The organism is Acetomicrobium mobile (genome assembly GCF_937920065.1).
On sequence record NZ_CALETC010000088.1, the window covers coordinates 1 to 18875 of the forward strand.

The following is an 18875-nucleotide window of genomic DNA, read 5'->3' on the forward strand; positions in this document are numbered from 1 at the left end:
GGACCCGTGGGAGAGTAGGTCGTTGCCATGTGCCTGCTTTGTTGTTATTTGTGACATTTATGCCCCTCAAAGAAATGTTATAAATTTCAAGGTATTATGATACACTCTTTATGTAAAATTTGTAATGACTTTTTGTCCGATCATCCCTGTAAGGGGATGTAGGGAAGGGGGGCACGTTGCGGTGAAGGTTTTGCTTTTTGGGTGTGGTAGAGTTGGAAGGGCTTTTTGCGAATTACTGGGTAGGAAGCGAGATGTTGTAGAAAGTGCCTCAATTTCCCTTGTGGGAGTTGCCACTCGAAGTCGAGGATGTGTTTTTAACTCCCATGGTATCGATGTAGATAGGCTGCTTCAATGGGAAGCTTTAACGGGAAGGATTGATGCTCTGGAGAGCGAGGGCACTTTGGTTATAAGTGACGCAAATGAGATGTTGGAAGACCTGGATTATGATATTTTAGTTGAATGTACTCCATCTGATTTTGAAATCGGGGAACCTGCCAGATCTATCATGAAAAAGGCTATTAAAAGAGGCAAGCATGTAGTTACCGCTAATACAGGCGCTATGAGCTTGCATTTTGATGAATTAACACGAGAGTCATTGGAGATAGGCGTAAAATTACTTTATGAGGCTACCGTTTTATCGGGTACTCCACTTTTTTCCTTGGTACGTCATGGTTTGCCGGGATGTTGCATTAGAAGGTTTGAGGGGATACTCAATGGTACCTGTAATTTTGTACTTACTGTAATGGGAATGGGAAGTACTTTTGATGAAGCCTTGCTGGAAGCCCAAAGGCGTGGCCTTTCGGAGCAAAATCCATGGGTTGACATAGATGGACTGGAGGCTGCGGCTAAAACCGCAATAGTTGCAAGGAGTTTAATGTCGGCGAATGTCGATCTCAAACAAGCTTCCATAAAGGGGATTAGAAATATAACGGCGCAAAATATCGAAGAAGCCAAAAGAAGGGGAGGTAAATTAAAGCTCCTTTCCAGGATTGAAGCAAATTCTAACGAGATACATATTAGTGTGAGTCCAGAAATTCTTTCCTTAAACCATCCTTTGGCTCACTTAGAAGGTTTTTCCATAGGTGCGCTGCTTTTGACCGATGTCATAGGCGAAATATGTATTAGTGGTTCCGGCTCCGGACCCAAGGAGACTTCGTATTCACTTTTAAAGGACGTGTTATCCTTGAGGGAAGGATGAGGTTTTATATGTCTATAAAGATAGCAGTTATTTCAGATACACATGGAAGCTTAAAGGCTTGGAGGGAAGCAGAGCGCCTTTGGCGAGGATCAAACCTTATTATTCATCTTGGTGATGTCTTGTACCATGGCCCTCGTAATCCTCTTCCCGAGGAATATGCGCCAAGGGAATTGGCAGAAGAAATCAATCTCTCTAAAATCCCTGTCATAATTATTCGAGGCAATTGCGATGCCGATATAGATGCTGCTATACTGAAGTGGCCTATATCAGATCCTTATTCCGTCTTATGGTGGGATGGTAGGTTAATACTTGCCTTGCATGGTACGGATCTTGGAAAGCCAGGGAATCTAGCGTCGACGTTCAATGCCGATTTAGTACTTACGGGACACACGCACGTTAGCTCTATTACCCGTGAAGGAAAAACGATTTTTTTAAATCCCGGTTCGGCTAGTCTGCCAAAGGGCAAAAATCCCGCTTCGTTCGCTCTATTAGATGTTGATGGAATTCGAATTTTAACTTTAATGGGAGATATAATTTGCTTTGAGCCTTGGAATCTTATTTAAAGGGGAGATATTCAAAGATGGAAGTTATTGAGAGCATATCAACGAGTAGAGATATGTCCCAGGAGGCAAAAGGAAGCAAAGAGGCTACGTTGTTGGTTTTTAATCTGTTTGAAGAACATTATGCTATTGAAGTATCACAAGTAAGAGAGATCGTGCGGATACCGGAAAATATAACCAGGGTTCCAAACGCACCGCCATACGTATGCGGAGTAATCAATCTGAGGGGGACAGTAATTCCCGTAATGGATATTGCCGTAAAAATGAGCCGAGGAGAGATTGAGCGTCGCAACGAATCAAGGATAGTGGTTGTTGAAGAGGAAGACATAATGTTTGGCATATTAGTTGATTCGGTTCACGAAGTCAGGGCGGTGCAATCAAGCCAAGTCGAAACTGCGGAATCTATCGATTCTGCAATAGAGAGGGAATACCTTCAAGGCATAGTTAGAACTAAAGAAGGAGATCTTATAGTTCTGCTTGATGTAGCCTCCATCTTTGAAATTAAAAATTACCTGGAGTGATATCTCTTGTTAATAGATTTACATGTTCACTCCACTGCATCTGATGGGACTTTATCTCCCTCGGATTTAGTATCAAAGGCAAAAGAAAAGGGAATATCTTTGCTATCTCTTACTGATCACGATACGACAGGTGGTCTGGAGGAGTTTGAACGAGCCTGTATCGTTCATAAACTAGCTGGTTTGAGCGGCATTGAGCTTTCCGCTGAACATCGTTGTATTGTTCATATCTTGGGTTATGGTTTTGACTACGATGATCCTTTACTGCAAAAAGCTTTAGCGACTATTAGAATGCACAGGCATGAAAGAAACGTCGCCATATGTGAAAAGCTCAGGTCCTTGGGTATGGAGATTACGCTTGAAGAGGTTGCAAGAGAGTCAAAAGGCGAGGTGATAGCAAGACCCCATATTGCAAAGGTGTTGCTTAGAAAAGGTTATGTTTCTGATATTAAAGAAGCATTTGTTAAATATCTTGGTAGAGGTGCGCCGGCTTACGTTGCCAGGAAAACTCTTTCACCTGAAAGGTGTATTGCACTGATAAATAACGCGAAAGGGTTATCTGTTTTAGCTCATCCGGGCGAAATGCGTTTGACCTTCGATGAATTGGAGAAGTTGCTCGAAAAACTTAAGAGTTTCGGTTTATGGGGATTGGAGTGTTACTCAAGCCATCACAGGGCTGAGGATATTTTTAGTTTCCTGAAGTTAGCGGATAAATTTGATTTACAGCCAACCGCTGGAAGTGATTTTCACGGGTCCATCAGGCCTGGCTTTGAGATGGGTATTGATGTCCCAAATCACATGGTGCCAGAGGAGTTAATCTCTTTGGCTGAGAAAAACCTAGGTAATTCTAGCGGGATGTGTATAAACATTCATTCTTCCTTCTCGTATGAACCCGATTAAAGTAACTCCGTACTTTTGGGCCATCTCTATTGCTTCGCAAGTAGTCGCTGAAACGCTGCCTAATATCGGGATCTTTGCGATTAAGATTTTACTTACTAATTCGCACATTAATCTTCCTGAAATCAACATTAGGCATTCTTCCATTTTGACCCTTTTCTCTAAGGCCTTGCCTATAGCTTTTTCTACGACATTATGCCTAGATATGTCTTCTAACAAAAAGTATTTGTGTCCACTATTATGCATTAGAATAGCCCCATGAAAGGCACCAGTTTTCCTGTAAAACGGAGCATCTTCAAGCAATCTCATGCCATCAAAAATTATTTTTACATTAATTGCCCAGTTTGCATCGATATATTTGAAGTCGCTTTTTTCTTGTAGTGATGGCTTTGTCTTCAACTCGACGTTCACAACGTAATCATCTGCTGTTTCTATGTGTTTTATGTCGTCGTAACGCTTTATAACACCACAGGTTAATAAATGACCTATTGCTAGTTCTCTTAGATCGCTTCGTGAAGCTCTTAGGGTCACAAAGGGTGATTTGTTTACCGTTATTAAAATATTTTCTTCATGTGCAACCAAGTCTATGCCTGAGACATACGATTTACTTTGTGTGAATTTAAAAAAATCTCTTTTGCTAAACATTGTTCAACCTCCATAAAAGCAATTTCTTATAGCTGACTTCTGGAGTAAATTGGAGGGACTTTTTAGAGCCAAATATGGCGCCAGGTCAATTAGATTCGTACTTTGTATTATAATTTAGATTAGCCAGATTTTGCCCTAGTTGGTCAAAATTGCGCTTACTCTAAATTAGGTTTTGTAAATTTTCGTAATTTAAGGAAGGAGAATAAACAATGTCAATTATCGATCTAAGGAGCGATACCGTGACTAAACCCTCTTTTGAAATGAGGAGGGCTATGGCCGAAGCAGAAGTTGGAGATGACGTTTATCAAGAAGATCCAACGGTAATAAAATTGGAGCAACTCGCTGCAGAAATAACAGGCCAAGAGGCAGCCTTATTCGTTTGTTCAGGAACAATGGGAAATATAGTTTCTTTGCTCACTCATTGCAATCGTGGAGATGGAGTCATATTGGGTTATAAAAGTCACATTTATGTTAACGAAGGAGGAGGATTGTCAGCCTTAGGTGGGCTTGTACCTCTTTGCGTGAACGATGGCGATGGCATTCCAAAGCCTGAAGAAGTATTGTCTTTTTGTAGGCCTGAAAATGTTCACTATGCTCCGGCTAAATTGCTGTGTCTAGAAAACACCCATAATGCTTGTGGAGGTGTTGCTATATCCCCCGAAGATTTTTTATCAATGGTTAGCCTCGCTAAAAATAGGGGACTTTCTGTACATCTTGATGGAGCCAGAATATTTAATGCTGCCATTGCTTGGGGAGTGGAACCGATAGTTTACACTGAGTCGGTGGATTCAGTGCAATTTTGCCTCTCTAAAGGCTTAGGAGCCCCGATAGGGTCGCTTATTTGTGGCAGTAAGGACTACATAAGAAGGGCCAGGCATTGGCGGAAGCGAGTTGGTGGTGGTTTACGCCAAGCGGGAGTTATTGCTGCTGCTGGCATAATAGCTTTGAGAAATTATCCTGACCTAAGACATGATCATGAAAAGGCAAAAATTCTAAAAGATCGTTTGACGAGCGAAGGAGTCAAGGTGGTAGAGGTGTCAAAACCCACAAATATGGTATATTTTGACGTAGAAAGTTCCGTAGATGAGGCCCTTTTAGCAGAAAAATGTAGGCAAAGGGGCGTTTTATTTAACCCTACTCCTGAGAAGATAAGGTTGGTTACGCACCGCGACGTAAGTTTCGAAGATGTTGAGAAGGCTGCAAAGGTCATCGCGGAAGAGTTATGTCGATTACGATAGATTTGCCGAAAGAAGAGTTTGTAGAGTCTGTGGCCTATTGGATGCTGGATCGACTGCAGAACAGGAAAAACATCAAAGAAGGAGATGTATTATATAAGGCCAACGTTTCATTTGCTCTTTCATTTATGGATGGCGATCTAGATGAAAAACTTGAAGGTCAGTCGGTATCTTTAGGCTTGCGAGTCATCGATGCAGAAGGCAGGCAAGGTATTGCCTATACTAACATGTTGACCAAAGATGTCTTGACTCAAGTTATTGAATGGGCAACTTATAATTGTCAGAACAACGATCCTAATCCTTTTGCCGGATTAAATCATGAGTGCAATAGAGCCTTTCAAGACCAAGATATTTTCGATCCCCTTATAGCTGAAGGTCCTGGTTTTGAACGTGGAGAGAAGATATGTTCCTCAATTTCTGATGAAGTACGCTGTATCGATAAGCGAGTTACATCGATACGAGAGGCTTTTTATGGAGAGGGTTATGAACAGACACTTTATTTGTCTAGCGCAGGGTTTTATGGATGGCAAAGGGAGACAGTTGCTAGGTGTGATGTTACACTAATAATGAGCGACGACAACAAGGTAGAAATAGGTGGTTTTGGAGAAGAGCGTCGTTACGCAAATGATCTGGATTATCTGAGTATAGCTAGGCATGCAGTACAGAGGACGGGTTTGACCTTGGGCGGCAACCCCCTTAAAAGCGGCAGATATATTGTGGTATTGGATAGTGTGGCCGCGGCTTCGATCGTGTCTTTGCTAGAAGATTCTCTTTTAGCGGATAGCGTTCATAAGGGCAAATCGTGGCTCGCAGGCAAGATGGGCCATCAGGTTGTCTCCTGTAATGTTAATTTAGTCGACGATGCGACCGTAAAGAGGGGCATAGGAAGTTACGCTTTTGACGGAGAGGGTGTTCCTGCTCAAAAAACAGTTTTGCTTGAAAGTGGAGTATTGACCAACTTTTTATATAATCTAGAACACGCAAGGATGGACGGGGTTCCTTCGACGGGCAACTGCGTTCGGGGGACAGGTTCCTTGCCTGAAGTGGGAGCCTCAAACCTCTTTATAACGCCTGGCACCAGAAATTTGCGAAGCCTTCTAAGCGGTATAAACTTTGGAATTTATGTGGTGGATTTGCTTGGCCTACATACCTTTGACCCAACAACTGGCGATCTATCGCTAGGTGTTAAAGGTGCTTGTATTAAGAAGGGCATGATTGAAGAGCCCGTTTCTGGAATGACAATAGCGGGCAATATTTATGATATTTTGTCCCGCGTAGTGGAGGTAGGAAGCGATTTAAAATTTTATGGGAGTGTGGGGTCTCCTTCTTTGGTGATTGAAGATGTGGCGTCGGCAGGAAATTAAGAAGATTAAGTATTTGTTTGTCTTTATGTTTCTTTTATTGTTACCAGCATTGGCAGCCAAGGATGTTGTCTATGCTGCAGAAAAGTGGATTTTATGGCATGGCGTTGAAAATCTCGGCTACGTCTTGGTCCTTAAAGTGAATGAGCACAACTTAGCACCCATAGACGTTGTTGCAGCCAAGCTTAAGCTGGAGGTTAGCTCCAACGAAAAATCTTTTTTGGCTAAAAAGGGGGAAAATACCCTTGAACTGGTGCCTGGTGCTGCGGTGGCTAAAAGGGATGGGCATAATATAATTCCCCTCACCTCTATCCCAACGTACAAAGATGGACATTGGTGGCTTGAGGCAAATACTACTTTAAAGTTGCTAACACCTCTCGTAGGCGACGGCAAGACCTTAAAATGGGCCGGCAAGACTGAGGCAACCACAGATGATTTTGTCGTCAGCGATGTAATTGTTCGGGGAGACGTCAAAAAAATAGAACAAAGCAGCTCAGCGTCTTTTGCGACTAAGATCGTTGGACTACGGTGGGGCCAATGGGAAGATAGAGTCAGACTGGTTTTAGATCTATCTTCTGATGTATCTCCTTTTGTAGAAAAAAAACCGTCTAAGTTGGTGCTTAAATTTAACGGAGTGCTTGTGGATGATCTGGTCAAAGACATTAAACAGCAGGGACCCTTTCCTGAAGTCTCGGTAAATCAAAGAAATGGGACAGCGATTATTGAAATTGAGCATTCATTTCATAGGATATCTTATTTTAATCTGTCTTCACCGCCTCGATATGTGGTTGACTTTTTTATAAATGAGGGCTTAAGTAGCGACGTTACATCTCAAAAAAGTACTGATGATATTTTCGTGCCTTCTCAAGTTCGTGACGACCCAAAAAGGGCAGCGCCAAAGGGCTCTAAACCACGGTTAGTTGTAATTGATCCGGGCCATGGAGGCAAAGATCCAGGGGCAGTAGCAAACGGCATCAGGGAAAAGGACATCAATTTAAAAGTCGGCCAAATTCTGATAAAGGTTCTCGAGAAGCGTGGGATAAAAGCCAGGCTGACGCGTTCGCAGGATATATATTTGCGACTTGATGAGAGGACAAAACTCGCTAATGACTGGGATGGGGATTTATTTGTGAGTCTTCATTGTAATGCTTTGCCGGCAGGCCGAAGTGCCAGGGGAATTGAGATCTATATAATGGCCCTACCAACCGATGAGGACGCCATGAAGCTAGCGTTGATAGAAAATAGGGAGCTGGGTGAGGGAACAGACGACGTGAATAAAATTGCTGATAAACGAACAAAACTCTTATTGCAGATTTTAGGAGACATGGAGCAGAACGTTAAGATTGAACAAAGTTTGTCTTTTGCTGAAGTTTTGTATAAAGCAGGTAATCACTCTGGATTGAACATGCGACGAGTAGCCCAAGCACCCTTTTTCGTGCTTAGGGGAGCGACAATGCCCGCGGTCTTGGTCGAGATGGGATTTCTGACAGATAAATCGGAAGCCGCTTTATTAGCGAACGCGAATTATCAAAAAAGAGTTGCTGACAGCTTAGCCGATGGTATAGAGTCTTACTTGCGCAGTATGTAGATCTTGGGGGGATTGGTTTTCATGAGAAATAAAGAATTGCCACGAAGGCGAGATAAAGAGCAGAAAGAAATCTCAAAGAAGGCTCCTCTGCCATATCGTATCATTGCCTGGGCATGTCTAATTATGATTTTATTCGGATTGGGATATTATGGATCGGGACTAATGCTGAAGATATTTGGCAAAAAATTGTATGTCCCCGGAGAGATTGTTGTTGAAAAAAATGAAGAGGGCTTTAAAACCGAAAGACAAGTAGCTGAAATTAAGCTGTTTCTGCCCGAAAATGGTACTTTAGGTGTAACAACTTATAGGTTAGTGCCAAGCATTCCAGAAGAGAATATTGTAGCCAGTTTAGAACAGTGGATATCACTAATGAGATCCAAGGGCTTAATAGAAGGAAATAGTCGAATACTTCATGTTTTTCGGAACGGTGAGATTATGTATCTAAACATGAGTGCGCCATTTTATTCTTCTTTGCAAAAATTAAATAAAGACGAAGCTTTACTCTTTATGACGGCCCTGCTTCGCACCATTATAGAAAATTTTGACCCCATTAAGGAAGTAAAGTTTTTAGTTGAAGGTAAGGATGTGACAGTAACTGCTCCTGTTGATTTGTCCGTTTCCTGGCGATTGGCGCCAAGGTCATGAACAAAACCCATAAAGCTGATAATGTTGCCAAATTTTTGTTTTTATAGAGCTTCTTTATATCGAAAAAAGGAGGACCGCTGGTTGTCTAAAAGTAGGATTGTATTTGCCAGTAAAAACAGGGATAAATATCGTGAAATGGTCTTTTTGCTAAGAGAAGCCCCTGTTGAACTGTTATTTGGCCCAGAGGTGACCAAAGTTGACATTCAAGTTCAAGAAACTGGCAATTCCTACTCTGAAAATGCGTTACATAAGGCGTCGGCATGGAGCGAGATATTGAATATGCCTGCCTTAGCAGATGATAGCGGGATTGAAGTAACGGCCTTGTGCAACGAACCTGGAGTGCATTCTGCAAGGATAGCAGAAGATGATGAATTAAGAATTCTTTGGGTGTTAAATAAATTAAAAGGGGTTGAAAATCGAGAGGCGCGCTTCGTAGCTTCTATTGCCCTCGTTTTGCCAAAGATGTCGCAGGTATGGTTGACCATGGGCATTTGTTACGGAAAGGTGTCTCAAGTCAAAAAGGGAGACAACGGATTTGGTTACGATCCTATTTTTGTGCCAAAGGGGTATGAAAAAACCTTTGCAGAACTGGAGGCTGAAGCAAAGCATCGCATATCGCACAGGTATATAGCGGCAAAAGCTCTCTGCGATATGTTTAAAAGCCAAAATGTGTTAGAATAACAAGTCGAATATATGCTCTGCGGTTTGTTGCTTGAACCGGGTTGTCCGTCCTGGCCATGCAGATGGCAGAGATGGTTGTAAGCGGGAAAACTAAAGTTTTGGTCTAAATTTAATGAAAACTTGCAAAGGAAACATATAAAAGATCTTTGGAGTGATTGTTTAAATAATAGCAAATATTAGGAGGCACGTGGGATGTTTTTGGTCATAGCTATTTTGCATATTTTAATTGCTTTTGCCCTGATGGGAGTTATTATTCTACAACAACGAAAGCAAAGTGGTTTTGCTGGCGTCTTTGGAGGTGGGACGCAAGCAGATATGTCTTCCGGTCAGTGGCAGCGTCTTTCTGGGCTAAGCAAGATAACAGTGCTTTTGCTTGCACTGTTTATGTTGACCTCGCTTGTATTAGTCCTCATGAGCGCGAGGTGAAAAATCATGAAAGACATTGAATATTTTGAAGATGTTACCTCCCTGCAAATCGCTCCAAGGGCATTTTTCAGTGCTAATCACGATGAAATTATGGCCGGATGTACCACTGATGTCTATTTTGTGAAGACGAGGGATTTGCTTCGGGAAAACGGTAGTTTAGATGCTCCCGTCGTGGCTGAGATCTTTTCTAAGGAAGCCGGGATTTTTGCAGGACTACAAGAAGTTTTAGCTTTATTGAAAGACAAAGGGGTAAAGGTATATGCCTTGGAGGAAGGTACGCCCTTTTCTCCAAAAGAGGTCGTATGTAGAATTCATGGTCCCTATGGTGCTTTTGGAATGTATGAGACCGTCATTTTAGGTTTCTTGGCAAGTTCGAGCGGATGGGCAACGGCCTCCAGGGAGTGCGTAAGGGCTGCGAATGGTAAACCGGTATTATGTTTCGGTGCACGTCATGTTCATCCCGCTGTTGCGCCAGTCATGGAAAGAGTTGCTCTGGTTGCTGGTGGTTGCGCGGGTGCAAGTTGTATATTGGGAGCTAAATTGGCTGGGGCAGAACCTCAGGGGACCATTCCCCATGCTGCAGTATTAATTGTGGGCGATACCGTTACAACTGCTATTTTATATGACAACGTTTTGCCTGAGAGCGAAACCAGAATAATATTAGTAGATACTTTCAAAGACGAGGCAGAAGAATCACTTTTGGTAGCGCGGGCCTTAAAGAAGAAGCTTGATGGAGTGCGTTTGGACACACCAGGCGAAAGGGGCGGGGTTTCTCCGGCCTTAGTGGAGGAAGTACGGTGGAGGTTGAATTTAGAGGGGTTTTCTCATGTTCGGATAGTTGCTTCAGGTGGTTTAAATCCCGAACGTATACAACTGCTTTCGCAAGCAGGAGCTGATATATTTGGTGTTGGGAGTTATATCGCCCATGCTACTCCCAGGGATATGACCATGGATCTGAAAGTAATTAATGGAAAACCCATTGCTAAAAGGGGCAGGTTTCCCGGCATAGAACATAATCCCAGGCTTAGGAGGTTTTTGTAAACCTTATTCTAGATATTTACTTGAACAGACCTTCGAGGAATCTTTCCTTGACATGGACGGATGAGGTTGTATAGAATAACTCCGCACCAGGAGTTTTGCTCTGTTTTCAAGTCATGAAAAGATAGAAGATATTACTCAGGCGGGTCGAAGCCCACTTGTTTGTGTTTAGATGGCTATTTTATTATGCAGGCAATTGAAGGAGGAACTTTAAATGCAGGGGTATAAGACTTTTATGGCAAAGCCTAAAGACATAGAGAGAGAGCGCAAATGGTATTTAGTCGATGCAACAGATGTGCCTTTAGGTCGTCTTGCAGCACGCATATCCCAAATATTAATGGGAAAGCACAAGCCTAATTACACTCCCCATGTAGATACGGGAGATTTTGTAATTGTGGTTAACGCATCTAATGTAAAATTGACAGGCAGAAAGGCTACCCAATCAGTGATATACAGATACAGCGGCTATAAAGGAGGCTTAAAGGCAGTACCTTATAATGTATTGCTGGAGAAAAAGCCGGAGCGACTCGTTGAGGTTGTGGTCAAGGGAATGTTGCCGCGCAATAGACTAAGATATGAAAGGAAATTAAAAGTTTATGCCGGCCCTGATCATCCTCACGAAGCTCAAAAGCCAGAGGTTTTAGATATTTAACTTGCCGCTGTGACGTGAGCTGTTATATGGCTAAGTGCACGAAAAGAATGGCGACCATCAGGCGATTGCATTTTAATTCAAAAATATTAGTAACGAATTTATCATTAATCGTGCACATATAATTAGATATAGAGAATTGACGACTGTTAGTTCGTAAAATTTTGTAAAAAGGAGGGAAAAATATTTGCCGTCACCGACATATTATTGGGGCACTGGCAGGAGAAAAGAATCTATCGCTAGGGTGCGAATCCGTCCAGGCAAGGGTCATATTACGATAAACGGGCGAAGTGTTGAAGAATATTTCCCCAGGCGGCTATGGCAACTTCATGCTTTAGAAGCGCTCAAGGTCTCTGGGATGGAAGGCAAGCTCGATGTCATCGTAAAGGCGCATGGAGGAGGTCTAAGCGGTCAAGCGGGGGCAGTAAGGCTCGGAATAGCAAGAGCTTTACTTGCTTTGGATCCTGAAATGAGACCGGTTTTAAAGAAAGCAGATTTGCTTGCGCGAGACCCAAGGATGGTAGAAAGAAAGAAATTCGGTAGAAGAAAGGCAAGAGCCCTTTATCAATACTCCAAGCGATAAGTTTTTAGTGTTTCTTGGTGCAAGGGTTTATAGTTTGAGACGGGGGATTTTAAGCCCCCGTCTTTTATCTTGCTGGCAACGTATGTTAATCTGCTCGGTCTCGATTTTTAAGAATTTTGTGGCATTACCTGTGACGAGAAGTTTAACGTTAATATAGAAAGGTTCCTGCATGATATTGAGGTCGCAAGTACTTGTTATAATCCCTCAGATTGCTTGCGGTGAAAAAATAAAAGTTTTCTTGCGGTTTTGTTATCATTCCTTCATTGAGGTTTTTTCAATATTAAGACTAGGGATTTCTATCTTTACAAATAGAGTAAAACAGCTTATCCTAATTATCTAGACTGAATGGTCAGGAGGGTGATAAATGACGGATACCAAGAATAATATTATCAGTGCAGCACGCCATTTATTTGCGCAACAAGGATATCATGGAACGAGCGTCGATTCCATTGCCAAGAAGGCAGGTGTAAGCAAGGGGACTTTATACTGGCATTTCAGCGATAAGTTTGAGCTTTATCGTACCGTTTTAATTTTGGAAGTCGAGAAGATGAAACAGATCTTTAGATCTAACGTTTGCGACGTTACGGACATGGCAGAATTCATTTACAGAAGAGGAAGACTTATCCTTGAGGCTTTCGGCGAAGACCCAGAAAGTGTGCTTATTTGGATGGATTTGCTAGTCCAGGCTAAGCGCGGAAGAGAAGAGTTTAAAAAAATTGCAAGGGATCTGACTTCCTATATAAAGAAGTCAAGTGATGAAAGTGTGCTCGCTAGTTTTGCAGATGCGAAAAAGGAATCAGTATTTTTGCTGTTGCGTTTAGTAATATTAGGTCTTTTATCATGTCTAGGCAGCGTGATGGATGCACAGGAAGCTGTAGTGTCCTGGAAAGTTGTAGTAGATCTAGTAATGAGGGGAGATGAGTAACGAAAGTGTCAAATATCATTAAGAGGCGTCTTTTATTCATGTTGGCTTTTTGTTGTTTGGTGTTTCTAGTGCTTGTCATGGACAAAAATGCGTGGGGAGGAGAAGTTCAAACCGAGACCAAATATAATCTCGTTGACTTGATAGTTGCAGCTGAGGAACATAATCCCTTACTAAGGGCTGCACAAGAACAAGCAAATCAAGCTCGGGCGTTAGAGCTTCAGAGTGCTTCCCAATTGGCACCTAAACTTGATTCAAGTTTATCCTACTTACATGAATATGGCGGAGGATTAAGGGAGACCAAATTTCGTGACACCTATAAAGCTGCTTTGACTTTGACGCACACCTTATATAGCGGAGATGGTCTTGAGGCCTCTTTAAGAGCTGCTACTCTGAATCGTCAGGCTGTTGAAGCAGATTTACTTCGTACTAGGCAAATGGTTAGAAACGATGTTAGGAAATCCTATTATGATTTGCAAAGAGCTAGGGCCCAGCTTAGGGTTGCTCAGGAAAGCTACGATTTGGCTTTAGAGCATTTAAAGCAGGCAGAATCTCTTTACAAACAGGGCATTGTAGCGTTAAATGAAGTTTTGAGAACAAAGGTTGACGTTTCAACGGCGGAATTAAATTTGATACAGGCCCAAAATGGAACACGAGTGGCTTTGAGTGCCTTAGAAAAGGCAGTAGGCATTACTCTTTCTTTTCCCCAAGTGCCAGAAATAACTCCTGAAGAAGAGGCCTGCCCGCCACTACCTCAAATAGATCCTTACGCTATGGCTTTGCAGTATCGTCCCGAACTTGTCTCTTTGGACGATTCGAGAAAAGCAGCAGAAGAGCTGGCTAAAGCTGCGGCTGGGCAAGCGAGACCTAACGTATATCTTCAGGGAGAGGTTTTTTATTATGAAGACGAGTTTTTCCCAAACGAGGACGATTGGAACGTATCGATCATAGCCTCTTGGAGATTGTACGATAGAGGAGAAGTTAAAAATAAAATTGAGGAAAATAGAGCAATGGCTAGAGAATTGCTTGCCATGATTGATGACCTTAGAAATCAAATTCGACTGGAAGTTTCCACAGCGTGGCAAAATATGGAATCAGCTTTGCAAAGGGTGCGCGTAGCAGATGATCAGGTTAGGACGGCTGAGGAAGACTATCGCATGGCACTCAAGCGTTACGTCGAACAAGTAGGGACCAACATAGATGTTTTGGATTCAAGGACGGCTTTGACCGACGCGAACACAAGTTTTGTAAACGCGATATATGACGCCTATTCGGCTTATAGTGATCTGATTTATGCGATAGGCGTAATGGAAGAGGATTTTACGACAGGAGACCTTGGTAATGGCAATGAGAACAGCAAGGAGGGAACTGAATGAAGATCAAGACTATCGTTATAGTAGTGATTGCATTGGTATTTGCGGCAATAGTGGGCGTGAGAGTATTAGATGGAAATAAGCCTAAAGACCAAAATAATGTTGCAGATCTCCAGGAGGTCATAAAGGTTTCTGTCGTGAAGCCTACTGTTATAGAATTTGAAGACCTGGTTACCTTTGTGGGCACAGCAGAGCCCAAGGAAAAGGCAGTTATTGCCTCCAAGGTGACAAATGATGTAACGGTGTTAGAGGTTTTAGTTGATGTTGGTGATATGGTAAAAAGAGGTCAACGGCTAGCGAGATTTGATGACAGCATAGTCAGCAGGCAAATTGAAGAAGCAAGGGCCGCTGTTGCAGCAGCAAAAGCTGCTATGTCGCAGGCGCGAAGTCAGCTACAAACCACCGAAAAGGATTATATACGCTACAAAAATTTGTTTGAAGAACAAGTTATAAGTCGCCAGCAATTGGACCAAATAGAGGGACGCTATGAAGTGGAAAAAGCAAAACTTGAGCAGGCTCAAAGACAGCTTGATCAAGCTGAAGCTCAATTAATGCAACTTCAAATCATGAAGGGCTACCATGATGTCGTTTCTCCTGTCGATGGCGTGATTGCTCAACGAAATATAGACCCCGGTGATACCGTTAGAGCAGGAAACACTTGTTTTGTAATTTCAAAGCAAGAGATCGTAAAGATTAAAGGAACAATTACGGAGAAAGATTATCCGAAAGTCAAGCTAGGGCAGCTTGCCCACGTGAAAGTTGATGCTTTTCCAGACATGGCGTTTGAAGCTCAAGTCATGAGAATCAGTCCCACATTGGATTCCGTTACTAGAACTGGTGAAGTTGAGGTATGGGTTCCCGCCAATGACACGTTGAAGCCTGGCATGTTTGCTAGAGTTGAGGTTGTTGCGGGAAGACACAAAGGCCTATCCCTTCCTCGCGAGGCTATTAAGCAGCTGCTTGGCACGGGGGAATGGTATTGCTTCGTTGTGACCGATGATAACAAGGCGAAGCAAACTTTTATCAAGCGCGGAATAGAAAGTGGCAATCTTGTCGAGATTGTCGAGGGAGTAAGCGAAGGCTACGGTGTTATTTCGCCGATAGTACGGGCTTTAGGTGATGGCGTGCCCGTGGAGGTGGTTAGTGAATGAACCTTTGGGATATTGCGGTAAAAAGACCAATTGCCACATTAATGGCCTTTGTTGCCATATTGTTGTTGGGGGTTGTGGCCTTTATTGGCATTAAGGTTGACCTTTTGCCCGAATTTGAACCGCCTATAATACTTGCTATTACCACCTGGAAAGGTGCAGCAGCTAGCGATATCGAACAGGAAGTCACAGAAGAAGTGGAAGACAGGATGGCTACATTGCAGGGCATTAAAGAAATAAATTCTACCTCGAGTGATGACGCCTCAGCAGTTGTCCTTCGATTCGAATGGGGAGAGGATTTGGATGCGAGGATGGGTGACGCACGGGATCAGGTGAACATAATCCGTAGAAGGCTTCCTGACGATGCCGATGACCCCATACTTATAAAAGTGACCTCAGGTGCTTTGCCCGTTATGCTGGTCATTTTTAAGGCCGGACCAACTTTTCCAGGGTTGTATCACTTTGTAGACAATGACGTAAGCAAGATGATCCAACAAATTCCGGGGGTCGGTGACGTGTCGGTATTTGGTGGAGAACAGAGGGAAATTAAGATTTTGTTGGACGTAGATAAGCTACGAGCATACAATTTATCTGCTCAACATATTGCTTCCGTATTGCAAAGAGAGCACTTTAACTTGCCTGCTGGTACTTTTAAGGAAGGTTTGACGGAATATCAATTACGCGTGCCTGGCAGGTTTAAAGCTATAGAGGATATGGGCTACACCATTGTTGGAGCATTAAACAGCAAACCAGTCTACCTTAAAGATGTGGCGAGAGTGGTAGATGGCTATAGAGACCCAACAACGTTTGGGTGGTCTGATGGGACTCGTTCCGTGGTGATGGTGGTGACCAAGAACACCGATGCTAATACCGTTCAAGTGTGCAGCGGCATTAAGGCTCGTTTGGAAGAGTTAAAGGGATCCATATTTTCCCCTGATGTAAATTACATCATAGGCTTCGATCAGTCAGAGTTTATATTAGATTCCCTTAAGCAGTTAGCTACCACACTTTTATATGGAATGGTATTAGTCTTCTTGATCACGTATGTGTTTTTGCGCAGGTTGCCCGGGACGATTGCCATATGTTGTGCGATACCTTTTTCATTAATTACCACTTTTATAGCCATGCGCTTACTTGGATACACGGTCAATTTGATGACATTGTCTGCGCTTACTGTTGCCTGTGGCATGGTCGTTGATAACGCCATTGTTACGACAGATCAAATAATTTACCACATTGAAAATGGAGAAAAACGTCAGATTGCTTCAGCCTTGGGTGCCGGCGAAGTTGGAAGCGCATTGCTTGCCTCCACCCTTACAACTTTGGCTGTGCTGCTGCCCCTTATATTTATCACTGGTTTGATTGGGATATTTTTCTCCTCCTTATCAGTTGTTATGTCTCTTGCCATTGCTTCTTCACTGTTTGTTTCTTTAAGTTTCGTTCCTATGATGGGGAGCAAGACCTTCAGGACGCAAGAAGATAGGCTATTCATACATCGATACTCTAAGCGCTTCCTGATTTGGCTAGAGCGCCATTATGCCCTATCGATTGACTGGGCATTGCACAACAGAAAAAAGATCATTGCCCTCGCATTATTGTGTGCGCTTTTTACCGTCTTCGGTTTCATGCGAATCGGAACCGAATTAATCCCCAGGTCGGATACGGGGAGCGTGCGAGTCAACTTCAGGTTGCCAGAGGGAACCAGGGTGGAAGAAACTGAAAGAGTGGCTAAAGAAATTATGTTCTATGCTATGGATAACATTCCAGAGCTCGAAAATGTATACATACATGGAGGTAGCTCTGGTGGAGGCATGGGCGCGCTAAGAGGTGAGTCGTCTAATACAGGAAGTGCTGGCATTGAGCTGATCCCAAAAGGAGAAAGGAAACGGTCAAGCTTTCAGGTCGCCTCACAGTTAAGACAATATTTAGAGTCTAAGGCTGGATTTGAGGCAGTAAGTTCCAGCGTTAGCTCTCCTATTATGGTAGGAAGCACTTCTAAGCCTATAGTTATTGAGTTATATGGTGAAAATATAAATGAACTGCTCGAAGTTGGAGATAAAATTAAAAATAAGATCGAACAAATTCCTGGAGCCGTTGATGTAGAAATAACTCAAAAGGCAAGCAGGCCGGAGGTTTGGGTCGATGTGGACAAAGAAAGATCCGCCCTCTTGGGTGTAAGGACGAACGATGTAGCTCAAGCTTTGAGGGCTTATTATTATGGCGTTGAATTTGATGAGGATTATTGGGAGGGCGAGGACAACTACGAAATATGGTTGAGGCTTGAACCTGAGCAAAGACATTCTTGGGATACGTTGAATAAACTGCTAGTTCCTTCTACAACTGGCGAGATGGTGCGGCTTACAAACGTAGCCAAAATAAGAGAAGAACTAGGTCCCCCTGAAATTCATAGAAAAAATAGACAACGACTCATTACCATAGAGTTAGACACAGAAGGCCGTTCTTTGGGAGAGGTAGCTGCAGATATTAAAGGTGTTCTTAAAGATATAGATCTGCCCGCAGGGATGAGGACAGACGTGACTGGTGACGTTGAAGATTTGGAAGAAACATTTATGCAAATGACATTTTTGATATTGCTCGGAGTAGTTTTGGTCTATATGATCATGACGGGGCAGTATGAAGCCTTTCTAGATCCTTTCGTCATCATGTTTAGCGTTCCTTTTGCCTTAACTGGAGCGATTGCGGCTCTTTTAGTGACCGGCATGTATCTTTCCCTTCAAGGGTTGTTGGGTATAGTTATGTTGGTTGGAACCGTGGTCAATAACGCTATAGTGCTTGTGGATTACGTGAACCTTCTTCGCGCTAGAGGCTACACCATGCGCGATGCTCTTATAGAAGGCGGAGAACGTCGTTTGCGCCCAATCTTGATGACTACTTTAACAACAATATTGGGCATGCTGCCGATGGCATTAAGCCGGGGTGAAGGAGCGGAGATATGGAGACCACTAGCAGTTTCAGTCATAGGTGGTTTATCTTTTTCTACCTTAGTGACTTTGGTGTTAATTCCTGTGGTATATAGTATTGTTGAAGAGAAAATACGTCGTAAGCCCAGATTTGTCGAGGCAGAGGGAGGTACGTCTCAATGAAGTTTGTTTGGATATTCTGCAACCAAAGCATAGCTCCCGAAGTGATAGAATTGTTGGATTCCTTAGAGGTTGATGGGTACACCGTTTGGAGACACGTCTTGGGCCATCATCGCGGTTGCCGCAGGCACTGGGCTGATGCTGTATGGCCGGGAGAAAATTGGGCTATATTGGTCGTAGAAGAAGCTGGCAAGGCGTGGTATGTAACAGAGGAACTCAAGAAGATGAAGCGTCGTCGTGAAATACACCGCGCAGGCTTGCGTGCCTTCGTGCAGGATGGAGAGATCATGGTTTAATTGACAAAGTT

19 protein-coding genes are annotated in these 18875 nt (G+C 43.1%); 18 read left to right on the forward strand and 1 reads right to left on the reverse strand.

The annotated features are described in order from the left end of the window. Positions 1 to 181 precede the first annotated feature (181 nt). From Q7P41_RS03600 to Q7P41_RS03615, 4 genes are read left to right on the forward strand one after another with little or no spacing between them, the layout of a single operon-like run. Positions 182 to 1198, forward strand: coding sequence for a homoserine dehydrogenase (locus tag Q7P41_RS03600; RefSeq protein ID WP_303882184.1), 1017 nt, complete (start codon positions 182 to 184; stop codon positions 1196 to 1198). Between the two features lie 8 nt (positions 1199 to 1206). Further along, positions 1207 to 1761 (forward strand): phosphodiesterase, encoded by a 555-nt coding sequence (gene yfcE, locus Q7P41_RS03605; protein WP_303882186.1) that lies wholly within the window; start codon positions 1207 to 1209, stop codon positions 1759 to 1761. Positions 1762 to 1778: 17 nt separating this feature from the next. After that, a complete protein-coding gene (locus tag Q7P41_RS03610; protein WP_303882187.1) occupies positions 1779 to 2279 on the forward strand; it encodes a chemotaxis protein CheW in 501 nt (166 codons plus the stop codon). Between the two features lie 6 nt (positions 2280 to 2285). After that, positions 2286 to 3176, forward strand: a complete 891-nt coding sequence (locus Q7P41_RS03615; protein ID WP_303882188.1) for a PHP domain-containing protein — start codon at positions 2286 to 2288, stop codon at positions 3174 to 3176. Here the strand turns inward: Q7P41_RS03615 and fdhD are convergent. Further along, positions 3114 to 3818, reverse strand: a complete 705-nt coding sequence (gene fdhD, locus Q7P41_RS03620; RefSeq protein WP_303882189.1) for a formate dehydrogenase accessory sulfurtransferase FdhD — start codon at positions 3816 to 3818, stop codon at positions 3114 to 3116. The genes Q7P41_RS03615 and fdhD overlap by 63 nt on opposite strands. 209 nt (positions 3819 to 4027) lie before the next feature. On the opposite strand from fdhD, the gene ltaE reads away from it, so the two are divergent. The 14 genes from ltaE (at position 4028) to Q7P41_RS03690 (ending at position 18864) form a co-directional block, all read left to right on the forward strand. Then, positions 4028 to 5056: a low-specificity L-threonine aldolase gene (gene ltaE, locus Q7P41_RS03625; protein ID WP_303882191.1), complete on the forward strand. Its 1029-nt coding sequence runs from the start codon at positions 4028 to 4030 to the stop codon at positions 5054 to 5056. Further along, positions 5041 to 6417, forward strand: a complete 1377-nt coding sequence (locus Q7P41_RS03630; RefSeq protein WP_303882193.1) for a TldD/PmbA family protein — start codon at positions 5041 to 5043, stop codon at positions 6415 to 6417. Before ltaE ends, Q7P41_RS03630 begins: the two co-directional genes overlap by 16 nt. Beyond that, positions 6395 to 8002 (forward strand): N-acetylmuramoyl-L-alanine amidase, encoded by a 1608-nt coding sequence (locus Q7P41_RS03635; protein WP_303882195.1) that lies wholly within the window; start codon positions 6395 to 6397, stop codon positions 8000 to 8002. The genes Q7P41_RS03630 and Q7P41_RS03635 overlap by 23 nt, the downstream gene beginning before the upstream one ends. A 21-nt stretch (positions 8003 to 8023) precedes the next feature. Next, on the forward strand, positions 8024 to 8647 hold the full coding sequence (locus Q7P41_RS03640) for a GerMN domain-containing protein (RefSeq protein WP_303882196.1): 624 nt from the start codon (positions 8024 to 8026) through the stop codon (positions 8645 to 8647). Between the two features lie 81 nt (positions 8648 to 8728). Continuing rightward, on the forward strand, positions 8729 to 9328 hold the full coding sequence (gene rdgB, locus Q7P41_RS03645) for an RdgB/HAM1 family non-canonical purine NTP pyrophosphatase (protein ID WP_303882198.1): 600 nt from the start codon (positions 8729 to 8731) through the stop codon (positions 9326 to 9328). Between the two features lie 192 nt (positions 9329 to 9520). Further along, entirely contained in the window at positions 9521 to 9754 is a 234-nt protein-coding gene (gene secG, locus Q7P41_RS03650) for a preprotein translocase subunit SecG (RefSeq protein WP_303882199.1), read from the forward strand. A gap of 6 nt (positions 9755 to 9760) precedes the next feature. Continuing rightward, on the forward strand, positions 9761 to 10795 hold the full coding sequence (locus Q7P41_RS03655; protein ID WP_303882200.1) for a nicotinate phosphoribosyltransferase: 1035 nt from the start codon (positions 9761 to 9763) through the stop codon (positions 10793 to 10795). Positions 10796 to 11006: 211 nt separating this feature from the next. Beyond that, the gene (gene rplM, locus Q7P41_RS03660) at positions 11007 to 11444 is read left to right on the forward strand and encodes a 50S ribosomal protein L13 (protein ID WP_303882201.1); all 438 of its coding nucleotides are present in this window, start codon (positions 11007 to 11009) and stop codon (positions 11442 to 11444) included. Between the two features lie 184 nt (positions 11445 to 11628). Further along, positions 11629 to 12024 (forward strand): 30S ribosomal protein S9, encoded by a 396-nt coding sequence (rpsI, locus tag Q7P41_RS03665; protein WP_303882203.1) that lies wholly within the window; start codon positions 11629 to 11631, stop codon positions 12022 to 12024. 364 nt (positions 12025 to 12388) lie between these two features. Beyond that, positions 12389 to 12949, forward strand: a complete 561-nt coding sequence (locus Q7P41_RS03670) for a TetR/AcrR family transcriptional regulator (RefSeq protein ID WP_303882204.1) — start codon at positions 12389 to 12391, stop codon at positions 12947 to 12949. 5 nt (positions 12950 to 12954) lie between these two features. Continuing rightward, positions 12955 to 14322, forward strand: coding sequence for a TolC family protein (locus Q7P41_RS03675; RefSeq protein ID WP_303882205.1), 1368 nt, complete (start codon positions 12955 to 12957; stop codon positions 14320 to 14322). Then, positions 14319 to 15470 (forward strand): efflux RND transporter periplasmic adaptor subunit, encoded by a 1152-nt coding sequence (locus Q7P41_RS03680; protein ID WP_303882207.1) that lies wholly within the window; start codon positions 14319 to 14321, stop codon positions 15468 to 15470. The genes Q7P41_RS03675 and Q7P41_RS03680 overlap by 4 nt, the downstream gene beginning before the upstream one ends. Further along, positions 15467 to 18571 carry an efflux RND transporter permease subunit gene (locus Q7P41_RS03685; RefSeq protein WP_303882208.1) on the forward strand — a complete coding sequence of 1035 codons (3105 nt, stop codon included), beginning with the start codon at positions 15467 to 15469 and terminating at the stop codon, positions 18569 to 18571. Before Q7P41_RS03680 ends, Q7P41_RS03685 begins: the two co-directional genes overlap by 4 nt. Next, positions 18568 to 18864 (forward strand): PG0541 family transporter-associated protein, encoded by a 297-nt coding sequence (locus Q7P41_RS03690; protein ID WP_303882209.1) that lies wholly within the window; start codon positions 18568 to 18570, stop codon positions 18862 to 18864. Before Q7P41_RS03685 ends, Q7P41_RS03690 begins: the two co-directional genes overlap by 4 nt. The last annotated feature ends 11 nt before the right edge of the window (positions 18865 to 18875 follow it).

Coding starts and splice junctions, on each gene's coding strand:
- yfcE (WP_303882186.1), top strand. CDS start 1,207: ATGTCTATAAAGATAGCAGTTATTTCAGATACACATGGAAGCTTAAAG.
- Q7P41_RS03610 (WP_303882187.1), top strand. CDS start 1,779: ATGGAAGTTATTGAGAGCATATCAACGAGTAGAGATATGTCCCAGGAG.
- fdhD (WP_303882189.1), bottom strand. CDS start 3,818: ATGTTTAGCAAAAGAGATTTTTTTAAATTCACACAAAGTAAATCGTAT.
- ltaE (WP_303882191.1), top strand. CDS start 4,028: ATGTCAATTATCGATCTAAGGAGCGATACCGTGACTAAACCCTCTTTT.
- Q7P41_RS03630 (WP_303882193.1), top strand. CDS start 5,041: ATGTCGATTACGATAGATTTGCCGAAAGAAGAGTTTGTAGAGTCTGTG.
- Q7P41_RS03635 (WP_303882195.1), top strand. CDS start 6,395: ATGTGGCGTCGGCAGGAAATTAAGAAGATTAAGTATTTGTTTGTCTTT.
- Q7P41_RS03640 (WP_303882196.1), top strand. CDS start 8,024: ATGAGAAATAAAGAATTGCCACGAAGGCGAGATAAAGAGCAGAAAGAA.
- secG (WP_303882199.1), top strand. CDS start 9,521: ATGTTTTTGGTCATAGCTATTTTGCATATTTTAATTGCTTTTGCCCTG.
- Q7P41_RS03655 (WP_303882200.1), top strand. CDS start 9,761: ATGAAAGACATTGAATATTTTGAAGATGTTACCTCCCTGCAAATCGCT.
- rplM (WP_303882201.1), top strand. CDS start 11,007: ATGCAGGGGTATAAGACTTTTATGGCAAAGCCTAAAGACATAGAGAGA.
- Q7P41_RS03670 (WP_303882204.1), top strand. CDS start 12,389: ATGACGGATACCAAGAATAATATTATCAGTGCAGCACGCCATTTATTT.
- Q7P41_RS03680 (WP_303882207.1), top strand. CDS start 14,319: ATGAAGATCAAGACTATCGTTATAGTAGTGATTGCATTGGTATTTGCG.
- Q7P41_RS03685 (WP_303882208.1), top strand. CDS start 15,467: ATGAACCTTTGGGATATTGCGGTAAAAAGACCAATTGCCACATTAATG.
- Q7P41_RS03690 (WP_303882209.1), top strand. CDS start 18,568: ATGAAGTTTGTTTGGATATTCTGCAACCAAAGCATAGCTCCCGAAGTG.